Genomic DNA, 13,042 nt, shown 5'->3' on the forward strand with positions numbered 1-13,042 from the left:
AAGAAGCGCTTGCCATTTATCCTTTGTCGGAAGGTAAGCTTGTCGTAGGAGCGGACGGTGTTATACCGACTAGACCGTTTTGAATGGCAAAAATCACCGCTTGCGTACGATCACAAACCTCCATTTCTCATTACAAAGAAATGATCTTACTTTAAAATGTTAAATTTACAACTTATTCAATAAAAACTGCCAGTTAGCGCAACGACGATAGCCGATCTTTTCCGGCCGGCCACCGTCGTGATCCGTCGGGAATGAGATAAAAATTCTTGTCAATTTCGGGAATGGGATAAAGTTCTTGTCACCCGACATCCATCAGCTGGGCATAGTTGCTCTTGATCAGATACAAAGTTAGCTTTGCAATGCTCTTCCCGAATTTATTTTTCAGCTGCTTATCGAGATCCTGCTGAACTAAAAAAGACACCCGATTATAGGTGACTTTAATTTAATCAGTTTCAAGAGTTACAAGGTATTGATCCCACCGCAGCTGGAATTACTTTCTCATCCGGTAAATTTGTTTATTCTCAATGATCCGAAGTGGCTGTGTCCATTCTTCCGAATCAGGCGTCGAATCTAATGCATCCTCAACAACCTGAAGCTTTGCATCCATCGTATCAATATAATGCAGTGCTATAGCCTCAGGTATTTGTGGCTGTACTAGGCTACCCCATTCCCCGAGATTGTGATGCGAAAGAACCAGGTGTTGGAGTAAAACGATTTCTCACACGAAGTATCCATACCCAAAACCATAGCAGCTTCAATAATCCAGTTTGCCGCTATCGAAATATGCCCCAGCATCCTCCCGCTTGGTTCCGATATTTAGATAGCAAGGAATTTGAGAACACACCGTTGAATAAGAAAAACATGTTAGTTTCTTCTGTCTGTTCCCTGTATAGGAGACAAACATTTATCTTCGCCAAGCATTGTTTTCTTGCGGCGATGCCGGACAAGCGCTGTTTCAAATTGAGGGCGAGTCTCTCCCCAAGCAAAATGCTGCGGGCGGAGCCCACCATTTCGGCTACCATCGTACCCTTCCGGACAGCCGCTCCTTCTTGAACGAGAGCTGATAAATGAAAAGCGGGATCTACGACGCCGAATACGAGCTCGGCTACCGGCAAGCCGGCAACCAGCCCGTCTTCTTTGACATGAATTTCGCCGGACGGTCCACCGGAATGATCGTCATGGTCGTAATATCGCCGTTCCGAAGTCTTCCTCCTGCCATTCCGCAATGCTGCGTTTCGATCGTTCGCGGTTGATCTCAAGCATCTTGAATGCACTCCTCCAAATGGCCTTCTTCCAGCCGGTAGACGATATGCTTCACCCAGGCGTCGCTTCGCTGCGGATAATCCTCGCGGAAATGGCCGCCGCGGCTTTCCCGGCGCAGCAGCGCCGCTTTCGTAGTTAGCATTGCACAGATGAGCAAATTGGCAAATTCATACTCCTCGCGCTTAATCAAAGCATATTCGAAGAAGGCCGACTGCCGCTCGAGCTCGTCCAGCCCTCTTTGCAGCCCGGCGGCGTCGCGCTTCATACCCGCTTGACGAAGCATGACTTTCTGCAGCTTGAGCTTTTTCTCGACGACCGCTTGCTGCGGCGACTCCTTCCGGTGAACCGCAACCTGCAATTCACTCGGCGTACGGTTCAGCGGCGGCAGCTCGGCGATCCGTTCGATGATGCGGCGGCCGAAGACGATCGCTTCCGACAACGAGTTGCTCGCCAGCCGATTGGCGCCGTGAACGCCTGTCGAGGATACTTCGCCACAAGCAAACAGACGCTTGACGGCTGTTTCCCCGTGCAGGTCCGTTTTCACGCCGCCCATCATATAATGCGCCGCAGGAGCGACCGGAATCCAGTCCGTAGTCAAATCAAGCCCGTAGAGCAGGCAAAATTCGTAGATTGTAGGAAACCGGTGCTTGATCAGTTCTTCGGTTTCATGCGTAATATCGATGTAAACGAACGAGACCTTTGTTTCTTCCATCTCGGTTAAGACCGCGCGGGCGACGACATCGCGGGGGGCCAACTCCAGCTGCGGATGATATTTATCCATAAATCGCTCGCCTTTGATGTTCCGCAGAATCGCTCCTTCCCCACGGACAGCCTCGGAAATGAGAAAGCGCGGTGCGCCTGGGTAACACAATGCCGTCGGATGGAACTGAATGAACTCGACGTCCCGGATTTCCGCACCAGCGCGAAGCGCGATGGCGATGCCGTCCCCTGTGGCGATTTCGGGATTCGTCGTATAACGGTACAGTTGGCCTGCTCCTCCGGAACATAGAATCGTCGCATCCGCTTCCACGAACACGCGCTGCCCGTCCGGCTTCTGCACGAGCGCCCCGCAGCACTCCCCGTCCTGAGTAATCAAGTCGATAACATAATGGTCGTCCCACAGCTCGATGTTCGGATCCTGTTTTGTCCGTTCCGACAGCGAACGCACAATCTCTGCACCCGTCGCATCCCCATGTGCATGCAAAATGCGGCGATGGCTGTGAGCGCCTTCTTTGGTCAGCGCCAGCTCGCCATTCTCGATGTCGAACTGCGTCCCCATTCGAATCAGGTCCTTGACGCCGTCGGGGCCCTCATGCACGAGCACATTGACCGCTTGTTCGTCGCAAAGTCCCGCACCCGCCACCAAGGTGTCCTGCATATGATACTCCGGCGAATCTTCGTCGGAGATGACCGCCGCGATACCTCCCTGCGAATAACGGGTATTGCTGTCGAGCAGAGATTTCTTCGTAATCATGATTACTTTCTTCGTATCGCTAACCTTAATCGCGGTGAACAGTCCTGCGATCCCGGCTCCGATGACGATGACATCCGTCCGGACGCGGGGAAGCCGCTGCAAATCGAAATCGACCAAATACCGAGGAAACATCGCAACCACACCTTTTAGTTCAATTGGGAATTACATATTCTAAGGCTCCAAAAAACCCTTCTCAACCGCATCATTAACAATATTTTCAATATAACTCCACAGGAGGGCAGAACCGTTCTCAATTCTTCTATTTCTTGATAATACTTTTTCTCTTGTGACACCTAACTTTTTCCATTGTAGGCCACTAGTTCTATAGTTATGGAGGATAGGCATAAAGCTGTCCATTGCTTGGACAAATTTTGCTTCAGGAGTTTCTGCTTCTTCATATTCATTCCAGATTTCCTTTAACTGATTAGCTTGGTCATTTGGTAATATTCCAAATATTCTTTCTTCGGCTTTTTTTCTTTTTCAGCTGTTTCCTGCCAGTTCACATTACCATAAGCAAATGTATCTCCAGCATCAATTTCCACAATATCATGGAGCAAAATCATCTTAAAGACCTTTAACATATCCAAATTACTTTCATTGGCATATTCAGACAATATCATAGCTCCTACAGCCATATGCCATGTATGTTCAGCATCATTCTCTCTCCTTGAAGCATCCATTAGAATCGTGTTCCTAAGTATTTGTTTCACTTTGTCAATTTCTACAATAAACTCTATTTGTTTATTAAGCCTTTCAATATCCATTTAGCTACCACCTATTATTCAATTCTTAAAGGGATAGATTCCGTTCGATTATTGGTAACTCATATACTGCTCTCCCTTATTCCAGTATTTTCGATCGACAAAATTATTCTTTCATGAACTGGTACTATCACTCATTATACCATATGTTGGTATTTTCTTATTATCGTGTCGATTCTAACTTCACTCATAAATATAAGGGACACGTAGTATAAGTGACAGTAATTCTCATTCGACGGGAGACGACTCCCTAACTCAAAAACGGAGCCCGCCGGCTAGGCTGTAAACTCCGTTCCTGTATTGTCCCGTTGAGGGGCAAGTGCCAAACGCGCTATCGTATAAAAAAATCGGCCCGATTCATAAATATTCCTTCAATCTTCTCAATTATGGGCCCGCTTTCCTCGGATCTGCGTTTCACCTCGATCCATTCCGGGTCTTGTAGAAACGCCCCCCACAGCCGTTGCCGTTCCTCCATATCCTTATATTCCATCACGTAATATAACTTTGGAAGCCCCGTCTGATCGATCCAGAAATCGTACACCTTCATTTCCAACCGCTCGAAAATACCAAGTGTATGCTGGCGGAAACGTTGCAGAATCGCTTCCATTCTCCCCTCATGCATGGTATAAATGCGCAACTCGTAAAGCATGCCCATCCCTCGCTTTCTGTAAATCGTAGAGCTTTTTCGTTGATCATTGCCTATCAACATAAGTGTGATATAACATTATGAATTATTCTTAATCCTACTTCACCGCGTAAGGCCGCAGAATTTCTTCCAGCGTGAAGCGATTGGATCCGGTCGGCTGATACGACTCGTGTGTGCCGTACGTCGAGATGGCGACGCCGATTTCTTTGCCCGCCGTCTTCGAACCGTCCGGTCCGTACGCCCAGCCGTAGAGCAAGACGGAATCGAACCATTTCTTGAACAGCGGCGGCGTGCTGTACCAATAAAGCGGATATTGGAAAATAATCCGGTCATGGTCTTCGATCAGTCGTTGCTCCCGCGTCACGTATTCCTTATACAACTCATGGACCGTAATGTCCTTATGCTTGTGCAGTTCATTCAGCCAGGCTTGATTCCAATTTGACTACTCGATGTTTGGGTGTGTTACGATCACTATTGTTTTCATGCCGGTATGCGCCATTCCTGGTTGAATTCATATACTTGATAGTAAAAAAGGCCGCGTTCTTCATAAATAGGCTTTCCAGCTTCTCCACGAGCGGACCGTCAAGCTCGGAGATCCGTCTAATCTCCAACCACTCCGGATCGTTGCGGAAACGATCGTAGTTCAGGTTGCGCATGTTCATATCTTCATGCTCGACCAGATAATACAGCCGATTCTCGCCTTCGTCCCAGTCTTCCCAGAACTGCGTCACGTTCATGCCGTGCTTCGCGAACAAATCAATGGTGTGGTCACGGAACCGGTCCTGGATCGCCTTCATCTTGCCGGGATGAATATGATAGATTCGCAGTTCGTATAACATTGTTCTCACCTCCTCGTACGGATTCACTTCTATAGACGTCTCCAGATTTTCTGCTGATCGTCGCTTATTCAAACATTTCGTTTACCTACTTGTATTGCCGTCACGATAGGCCCGAATCCGGTCCATCTGTTCCTCCAAATCGCCGATATGGCGGTCCAAAATCTCGATCAGAGATAATGCCCATGGCCGCGATTCCGAGGAAAAAGATCACGCTTATCCGGCATGTTCGGTATGATTGAATCTTAGCACGATAACGTTTATGCTGAGAATGCAGGCGAGTTCGTACGAAGAGTTCGTGTAAGTTCGTGTTATCGGGAGGAGAATAAATGGCGGGTAATCAAACGGAAAGGGTATGGCCGGAAGAGATGATTCGCAAACTGCGGCAGAGACCGGGCCCGGCCGGAAAGGCGAAGCTGCGGCAGATTGATTTGTCCAAGCGGATCGGGGTGGAGACCAGGACGATTCAGCAGTGGGAAAATGGTGAACGGCTGCCCAGTGCTCATAATCTGCAATTGCTGATTCAACTCTTTGTAGTTGAACAAAAATTTCTTCGCGGTTCCGAGCGCGCGGAGGCTCAGTTACTGTGGGAGACAGTCCGTCGATTCCATGACGACAGGTCAGGAAATAACCGGATGTATCCCCTCTTTGACGAACAATGGTTCGAGGCGATTCTCGCGGATGCTTCTGCAGGTAGCGTTTCTAACGTTCACTCCGGAATCCGATCGGAAGGTTCGCCGGTTCACAGGACCGATGAATCGCCGCGAAATGCAGCCTCGCCATACGGGACAACGAATCTACCAAGCAGAATGTCCTCGTTTATCGGCCGCCTCGAACAGATCGGGGAGATTCGGCAATGGCTTGCCGACTCCCCTCTCGTCACGCTTGCGGGTCCCGGGGGAAGCGGCAAGACGCGTCTGGCGTATAAGGTCGCCTCAGACGCCTGTCTTTCTTATCCCGACGGCGTCTGGCTGTTCGAGCTCGCATCGGCGATGGATACGCTCTCGGCGCTGAGAACCATCACGTCGGTATTGGACGTCAAGGAACAGAAGGAAAGGCCGCTCATCGAGTGCTTGCTCGACCATATCCGGAACAAATGCATGCTTCTCGTATTCGACAACTGCGAGCACTTGATCGATTTCTGTTCTTCTCTCATCGAGCGATTGTTGTCGGCCTCCCCTAGGGTCGACATTTTGGCTACCAGCCAGGAGCCTTTGAACATCGGCTTGGAGCGCGTATGGAGGATTCCGCCGCTCACTTTCCCCACGGATAACGAGCTGCGGGATCATATAGGTCATGATGCCATTCTTTCCTTCGAGTCCGTTCAGCTGTTTATCGAGCGCGCGAGCGCCGTATCACCCACATTCCGCGTTACGGAAGAGGACGTGAAGATCGTCGGACGGATCTGCAAACGCCTGGAGGGCATCCCGCTGTCCATAGAGCTGGCTGCCGCCCGGACGAACGTGCTTAGCATCGAGCAAATCGACGAGCGGCTGTCCGATATGTTCGCCGTCCTTACGGCTGGGAAGAGAACGGCCGCCCCCCGTCATCAATCGCTTCGGGCCACCCTGGAATGGAGCTTCGCCCTGCTTACGGAGCAAGAGCGGCAGCTGCTGCGGAAGCTGAGTGCTTTTACCGGGGGATTTGAGCTAGAAGCGGTCGAACATATATGCACGGATGAAGAATCAAACCCTTCCCTCGGACAGTTCGATCGTCAGGAATCCTTGAACTTGGTTGCTAGCCTATACAATAAATCGTTTCTATCTGTTGATTCGTCAAGCAGCGGACCTAGACGCAGATATGCGATGATCGAGGCAATTAAACAATTTGGATGCGAACAATGGGAGCGGCACTCCACCGATGAGGAACGCGAACGGATGATCCGTCGCTTCGTCGAGTACTACTGTCGGTTCGTAGAGAGAGCGGAACGGGGATTTCGCAGTCGAGACCGGGATGCCGCATTCGTTGCGATTCGGCGGGAATACGCCAACATTCGCTCCGCGCTGCGAATAGCCTGCGATCATCCGCGGGAGGTGGGAGCTGCAATACGAATGGCATCCTGCCTCTATTATTACTGGCTGCATGAAGGAACTTTGCAGGAAGGATCCGCGCAGCTTCAAACGGCTCTGACGAAGCACAGCCAAGCTTCCGTTCAAGAACACGTGGTTAAAGCGAAGCATGGTCTTAGCGTGTTGTTATGGGTCATGGGAGATGTCGAGAAAGCCGAAGATTTGGCCAGACAAAGCGCGGATGAAGCTCGCAAGCTCGGACATCCGGCGCTCCTGGCATCTCAGCTTCGCATGCTGGCTCAGCTGGCATCGCGTTCGGGCTTAGCAGACGAAGCGATCCGACTAGCGGAAGAAAGCGTGCTTCATGCCAGGGATTCAGGTGACGATTGGAGCCTCGCGTCATCCTTAAGCTCTCTGAGCAACATTCTGGTGGTGCAACAGCTTTGGGAACGGGCTGAACCCTTGCTGGTCGAAAGTGCCATGCTATTCGAGAAAGTAAAAGACGATTTGGAGTTGTCGGGACCTCTGCGGGCATTGGGATATATTGCTTTAAACCGGCGGAAGCCCAGAGAGGCGTTGGCACTCTTTAAGAGAAGCATCGCCATCTGTCAAACGTATCAGGGAACGTGGTTCCTCGATCGAGGAGTCGAGGGACTTGTAAGCTCGTTGTGCGGGCTGGAAGAATACCGGGCGGCCGCTACGCTTATCGGAGTCTCCGAGAAATTACGAGCGAAGCTTGGCTCCGCGGCTCAGCCCCAGTTTCAATTGATTTACGAACAGGCGAAACGAACCTGCAGACTAGAATGCGGCGATGAGCCGTTTAACGAGGCCATTGCGATTGGAAGAGGAATGACGAGAGAGCAGGCCGTTTCTTATGCGTTGGAGGTATAGGGGGGCTCCCTCGCTTGATTTGTTGCCGATTTGCGATTCACCGTTTCGCTCACGTTCTGCTCGTTCACTTAATTCGCGGCCGTGCGCCGGTTCGTTACATCGGAAGCCGACCGCTCATTGGACTGGTTTTGGACTAGTTCGTGACGGATTTCCGGTTCGTCGTATCCTGGATATTCTGCTGCTCGGATACATGAATAGATTGCGCCGGTTTACCAGCTCCTCTACGCTCCGAGCATTCGTCTGTTGATTCGTACTTCGACGTTACTCGCTGTCATGAACGACGGTATGATCCGTCTGGCCACGCAGCCGGGTCCGCCCGACAACCCATTCATCGCATCCACTTCGGTAGATTGCTCCCGATTGCGCATTTGGTTCACACTCCGTGTAGCCGTCGCTGTGGGTTCGCGCTCCGTGCTCGAGGCGTTCTTGCGATTGCCGCGAATGTGCCTCAGGTTGGTCACTCTTCCGCTGACCGCAGCGACCGCCCCGGCAGCTTCTGCCTACCGTCCCAAGCTCGAACGCTAACACCGTAACAAGCAGCTTACATCGGGGAGCTGCTTGTATTTGTTATATTCAGTTTGTCTCGTAAACCATGCTATTCGAGACATAATAATACAACTCCACAGTAGGAGTAGCTATCATCTACGTTTTGAAAACACCTAATGACCACCGCTAAGCCCTTGAAAAAAGGGAATAATGACTTTGGTCTCCTATTTCCCTGGACGAAGCAGTTCTATGTGATACTAGCAAGCTTTCACGTCTAATTGAAAAAAAGGCTCATTTACGGATTTTGCCACATGCCTAAGCGCTGCGCAAATTTAGTAACAAGCTCCCCCATGCTGAATGGTTTGGTCACGAAATCATCAGCACAGCTACTTATCTTCTTCCCGATCCTTAGCTGTAAACACGATAATTGGTACTCTGAACGAGTCTCTGATACGCAGCAGACATCCATTCCGGTGATATCGGGAGCTATGGATAATAGATCCTCGCCAATACGCCTTCTTCTCCGGACGCAGCTTCACGCACGGCAAACCGTTGCGACTGTAACATAACTTTAAGCAATTTTCTGATCTGGGGCTCAACATTCCCTTAAACTCAAGCCGATAATAGATTTGTTTATAGAAGTTTGCTCAAATGCTTGACCAGATCCGTTTCATCGTAGCATATCTGATACCCGCGGGATACCCAGAACGGAAAACCTCCCGGCAAATAGGTGGACGTGTGCAGATAAGACATTTCGTAGCCCGCTTGCCGTGCAAAGGACTCCACTGTGCGATACAGAGCGGAGCCGACTCCCTGTCTTCGCAGATGGACGTCGATATATACCTTGGTCACCTCGCATACGGCACGGGAGCCGAAGATTTCATTCATGAAGGGGAACCGGCGGTCATAGGGTCGGACGGCTGCTGTGCCGATGATGGTGCCGCCGTTATCGCGAGCTACATAAAAGCACGCATCCGGCGGCTTCACATAGACTTCTGCGAATCGTTTCAAATCGTCCGGGTCTGGGTTAAAAGCTCCCGGAGGATATAATTTTTCCATCGTCGGAAGAACGAAAGCCGCTATATCCTCCACGTGGGCCAATGTTGCGGGCAGTATGCGATATGAGACTGTATCGATCAAACGTCATATCTCCTTTCATTCGAGTTCATTTTCGGCAACTGAAGAATTGATGAATTGAGATGCAATTAAATTCAAATGGGTATCGCTTCCCGATATTGAAGGTTCTGGTCGTTCTCCGCAATTCGCTTTCGCCCGGACGGATGCTCCGGCAGCTGCGCTTCCAGCAACCTTTTTGATGCCGGATGGGACAAGGAACCAATATTCGAAATGCGATCCAATCGCTCGACGATTTCTCCCCGATCCATCACGATAAGACGATCCGCCAAATAGCGGGTGGCCTTGAGATCATGCGAGATGAATATATACGAAAGCTTGTGTTCCGACCTTAACCGGCGAAGAAGCTCCAGGATTTGAGTCTGCAGCATCCGGTCGAGGCTGCTCACGGCCTCGTCCAGCACGATCAGCTTGGGGCGGAGCGCCAAGGCGCGGGCGATGCAAAGCCGCTGCTGCTGTCCCCCGCTGAATTGATGCGGCAGCTTGTCTGCATCCGCCGCACTCAGCCCTACCGCTTCAAGTCCATCCAGGCAGGCTCGTTCAATCTCCCTCTTGGTCAAGCGCTCGTAATTCAGCAGCGGCTCGGCCACGATTTGCCTGGCCGTCATTCTCGGGTTCAGCGCATCGCCGCTGTTTTGGAACACGGCCTGCAGGTCGCGGCGCAGCTTGTATCTCACACCCGAGGCGCCGTTCAGCCAATCCGCCCCTTGAAACCGGATGGCACCTTCGTCCGGCTGCTCCAGCCCGAGAATGAGCTTGCCGAGCGTGCTTTTACCGGATCCGCTTTCTCCGACGATGCCCAGGCACTCTCCGGGCTCCAGGCTGAACGATGCCCGCTGCAGCGCCGTGAACCGTTGCGAAGCTCCCCATAGTCTGCGTTCCTTCACGTAAGATTTGCTTAGATTCGTTACATCCAATAGCTTCATCCTCTACCCCCTTCCCCTCACCCGATTTGCTTCTCAAGCAGCACCTTCGTGTAAGGATGCTGCGGACGGTCAAATAGCTGGAAAACCTCGGACGACTCAACGATCCGGCCCTGAAACATGACTGAGACCTCGTCAGCCAGCTCGGCGATCACCCCGAGGTCGTGAGTGACAATGACAAGCGCTGTTCCCTCCGATCTGCACAGCTGCTCCAGCTCGCCGAGGACATGGCGCTGGCTGGCCAGATCGAGCGCGGTTGTCGGCTCATCCGCGAAGAGGACGTCCGGGCTCGCCGATAGGGCTATCGCGATCATGACGCGCTGAAGCATTCCCCCGCTCAGCTGATATGGGTACATCTTCATCAGCTCGGCTGGTCGGGGCAGGCCAATCCGCTTCAGGCAATCTACGGCCTGCTCCCTGGCATCATTGCGTCCGATGGAGGCATGTGCCCGGATCGTTTCCGTGAAATGCTCGCCGACCGTTCGAATCGGATTAAACGAAGCCATTGGATTTTGCATGATCATCGATAACCGGGTTCCGCGAAGCAGACGGCGCTCCTCCAAGGAGAGCGCGAGCAATTCGCGCCCTGCGAGCGAGATGCTGCCGCTTGCAATCGCAGCACCCGTAGGCAATAGCCCCATGCAAGCCATGCAGGTCATCGACTTGCCGCTTCCGCTCTCCCCCACAATGCCCAAAACGGAACCGGATCGGACGCGCAAATCGATGCCGTCCAAAATCCGTATAGTCCCGGTTTCTGCCCGAAGATCGACGGAAAGATCGGATACCGAAAGGATCGATTCATGTAGTGGATTGCTCATAAAATATTACTGCTCCTTCGGATCGAAATAATCTCTTAACGTCTCCCCGAGTACATTACTGCAGCCGACCACAAGGGTAACCGCCATACCGGGAAGCCACATCAGCTCGGGATGCTGGCGCAGGTGCTGGCGCGCTTCGTTCATCATCATCCCCCATTCCGCGGTGGGAGCCTGCACGCCCAGGCCCAGGAATGACAACCCGGTAACCTCAAGAATGACCGAGCCGAACTCGAGAGTGGCGAGAACGAGGAGCTGCGCCGATATGCCGGGAAGCACGTGACGCCAGATAAGAGTCCATCGCCTCGTACCGGCAACCTTTGCCGATTGATAATAAAGCTTAAGCTTCACTTTCAGCACCATGCTTCGCACCATTCGCGAATAGTAGACCCACTGGGAGAGCACCAACGCAAGAATGAGATTCCCCGTCCCGGGACCGAGAATGCCCAATATGGCGAAGGCGAGTACAAGAGTAGGGAACGCCAGCAGGATATCGCAGATCCTCATAAAAACGGCGTCGAGCCTGCCTCCCTTGAGGGCCGTTATCGTGCCCGCGAGCGCGCCGATCAGTATGGTTGACGCCATCGCCATCACCGAGATGGAAAGTGAGGTGCGTATTCCCATCAGCAGCCGGGAGAACGTGCACCGGCCCAAGTGATCGGTTCCTAAAGGATACCGGGCCGAAAAAGAGGCGAATTTGTTCATCAGGTCAATCTGATTCGGATCGTTCGGCACGATCCAAGGCGCCGCAGCACCGGCTGCCGCAATAATCAAAAGGATCAGACTGCATCCGATCACGACGGAAACATGCCGTTTTCGCCGAATGACATATCGGTGGGCGGTTAAAGTATTCATCCTCCGTTAGCCCCTTCCTTCTGCTGCAGCCGGGGATCAAGCATCCGGCTGAACACGTCGGCCGCCAGATTCGTAAGGACAAACACGACGGCCATGAGCAGCACATAACACTGAATAACCGGATAATCCCGGTTTAGTATCGATTCAATAAGAAACCTTCCAAGTCCGGGCCAGCTGAAAATTTGCTCCACGATCACCGTTCCGCCGAGCAAATGACCGAAGCTGACTCCGACCGAAGTGATCAGCGGGAGCAAGGAATTCGGCAGAACGTGGCGAAGCACAATCTCCGTCTCGCGAAGTCCTCGAACCCGTGCGTAGAGGACGTAATCTTCCTTCATGTTCTCCAGCATCGTGGAGCGGAGCAGGCGCGAGAACATTGCGATGTTGGCTACCGACAATGTAACTGTTGGAAGCACGAGGTGCTGCCAGCTGCCCCTTCCCTGGATCGGAAACCAGTCCAGCTTCACCGAGAACGCATAAACGAGCAGAAAGGCCAGCCAATAACGAGGCATCGAAGTGCCAATGAGCGATAGCACGCGGCTCAAGTGATCGATCCACCCGCCCTTGAAGATGGCAGTCAGTACACCAAGCGGCAGACTGACGAGCAGCGACAATAAGATGGCCGATCCTGCCAGCAGTAGAGTCGAAGGGAACTTCTCTTGAATGTCATCCCATACCGGCTTCTTGCCGACGAAGGACTTGCCGAAATCGAATTGCAGCGCTTTCCATAGCCAAGCGGCATACTGAACCGGGAGAGGCCGATCGGTGCCGAGCTCCTGACGCATCGAGGCGATCGCTTCCTCGGTGGGCGGAATGTTGGACATTCGCAGAACGACCTCGGCCGGCTCCACGGGAACGAGCCGGACGAGAATAAAAGCGAGCAGAGAAATGCCGAGAAAGATAAGCGGAAGCCCAAGAAGCCGTTTGCAAATGTAGATGATCATCTGCC

The 13,042-nt window shown here is 52.1% G+C and carries 12 protein-coding genes and 2 pseudogenes; 2 read left to right on the forward strand and 12 right to left on the reverse strand.

Features of this window, described 5'->3' with window-relative positions:
- Positions 1 to 490 precede the first annotated feature (490 nt).
- Both MYS68_RS10845 and MYS68_RS10850 read right to left on the reverse strand, forming a co-directional pair.
- Positions 491 to 801: pseudogene (locus MYS68_RS10845) on the reverse strand (3'-5' exoribonuclease YhaM family protein); the annotation flags it as partial.
- The gene (locus MYS68_RS10850; protein ID WP_248930875.1) at positions 774 to 1,115 is read right to left on the reverse strand and encodes a beta/alpha barrel domain-containing protein; all 342 of its coding nucleotides are present in this window, start codon (positions 1,113 to 1,115) and stop codon (positions 774 to 776) included. The pseudogene MYS68_RS10845 and the gene MYS68_RS10850, both read right to left, overlap by 28 nt.
- On the opposite strand from MYS68_RS10850, the gene MYS68_RS10855 reads away from it, so the two are divergent.
- Positions 1,068 to 1,253 carry a hypothetical protein gene (locus MYS68_RS10855; RefSeq protein ID WP_248931158.1) on the forward strand — a complete coding sequence of 62 codons (186 nt, stop codon included), beginning with the start codon at positions 1,068 to 1,070 and terminating at the stop codon, positions 1,251 to 1,253. The genes MYS68_RS10850 and MYS68_RS10855 overlap by 48 nt on opposite strands.
- 2 nt (positions 1,254 to 1,255) lie before the next feature.
- On the opposite strand, the gene nadB is transcribed toward MYS68_RS10855, so the two are convergent.
- The 5 genes and pseudogenes from nadB to MYS68_RS10885 form a co-directional block, all read right to left on the reverse strand.
- A complete protein-coding gene (gene nadB / locus MYS68_RS10860; protein WP_248925856.1) occupies positions 1,256 to 2,869 on the reverse strand; it encodes an L-aspartate oxidase in 1,614 nt (537 codons plus the stop codon).
- Between the two features lie 39 nt (positions 2,870 to 2,908).
- Positions 2,909 to 3,501, reverse strand: a pseudogene (locus tag MYS68_RS39075) (HD domain-containing protein).
- 328 nt (positions 3,502 to 3,829) lie between these two features.
- Positions 3,830 to 4,147 carry an NIPSNAP family protein gene (locus tag MYS68_RS10875; protein WP_248925858.1) on the reverse strand — a complete coding sequence of 106 codons (318 nt, stop codon included), beginning with the start codon at positions 4,145 to 4,147 and terminating at the stop codon, positions 3,830 to 3,832.
- A 94-nt stretch (positions 4,148 to 4,241) separates the two neighbouring features.
- Complete coding sequence (locus MYS68_RS10880; protein ID WP_248925859.1) at positions 4,242 to 4,523, reverse strand: NAD(P)H-dependent oxidoreductase; 282 nt, start codon at positions 4,521 to 4,523, stop codon at positions 4,242 to 4,244.
- A 34-nt stretch (positions 4,524 to 4,557) separates the two neighbouring features.
- Positions 4,558 to 4,983: an NIPSNAP family protein gene (locus MYS68_RS10885; protein WP_248925860.1), complete on the reverse strand. Its 426-nt coding sequence runs from the start codon at positions 4,981 to 4,983 to the stop codon at positions 4,558 to 4,560.
- A gap of 326 nt (positions 4,984 to 5,309) precedes the next feature.
- Here MYS68_RS10885 and MYS68_RS10890 point away from each other — a divergent pair, with 326 nt between their 5' ends.
- On the forward strand, positions 5,310 to 7,880 hold the full coding sequence (locus MYS68_RS10890) for a helix-turn-helix domain-containing protein (RefSeq protein ID WP_248925861.1): 2,571 nt from the start codon (positions 5,310 to 5,312) through the stop codon (positions 7,878 to 7,880).
- Between the two features lie 1,119 nt (positions 7,881 to 8,999).
- Here MYS68_RS10890 and MYS68_RS10895 read toward each other — a convergent pair.
- The 5 genes from MYS68_RS10895 to opp1B all read right to left on the reverse strand — a co-directional run bounded on the left by MYS68_RS10895 (position 9,000) and on the right by opp1B (position 13,037).
- On the reverse strand, positions 9,000 to 9,506 hold the full coding sequence (locus tag MYS68_RS10895) for a GNAT family N-acetyltransferase (protein WP_248925862.1): 507 nt from the start codon (positions 9,504 to 9,506) through the stop codon (positions 9,000 to 9,002).
- A 71-nt stretch (positions 9,507 to 9,577) separates the two neighbouring features.
- Positions 9,578 to 10,426, reverse strand: coding sequence for an ABC transporter ATP-binding protein (locus MYS68_RS10900; RefSeq protein WP_248925863.1), 849 nt, complete (start codon positions 10,424 to 10,426; stop codon positions 9,578 to 9,580).
- A 17-nt stretch (positions 10,427 to 10,443) separates the two neighbouring features.
- Positions 10,444 to 11,241: an ABC transporter ATP-binding protein gene (locus MYS68_RS10905; RefSeq protein ID WP_248925864.1), complete on the reverse strand. Its 798-nt coding sequence runs from the start codon at positions 11,239 to 11,241 to the stop codon at positions 10,444 to 10,446.
- 6 nt (positions 11,242 to 11,247) lie between these two features.
- The gene (locus MYS68_RS10910; protein WP_248925865.1) at positions 11,248 to 12,093 is read right to left on the reverse strand and encodes an ABC transporter permease; all 846 of its coding nucleotides are present in this window, start codon (positions 12,091 to 12,093) and stop codon (positions 11,248 to 11,250) included.
- Positions 12,090 to 13,037, reverse strand: coding sequence for a nickel/cobalt ABC transporter permease (gene opp1B, locus MYS68_RS10915; protein WP_248925866.1), 948 nt, complete (start codon positions 13,035 to 13,037; stop codon positions 12,090 to 12,092). Before opp1B ends, MYS68_RS10910 begins: the two co-directional genes overlap by 4 nt.
- Positions 13,038 to 13,042 lie beyond the last annotated feature (5 nt).

It is taken from the genome of Paenibacillus hamazuiensis (assembly GCF_023276405.1).
Classification (GTDB): Bacteria; Bacillota; Bacilli; order Paenibacillales; family NBRC-103111; genus Paenibacillus_AF; species Paenibacillus_AF hamazuiensis.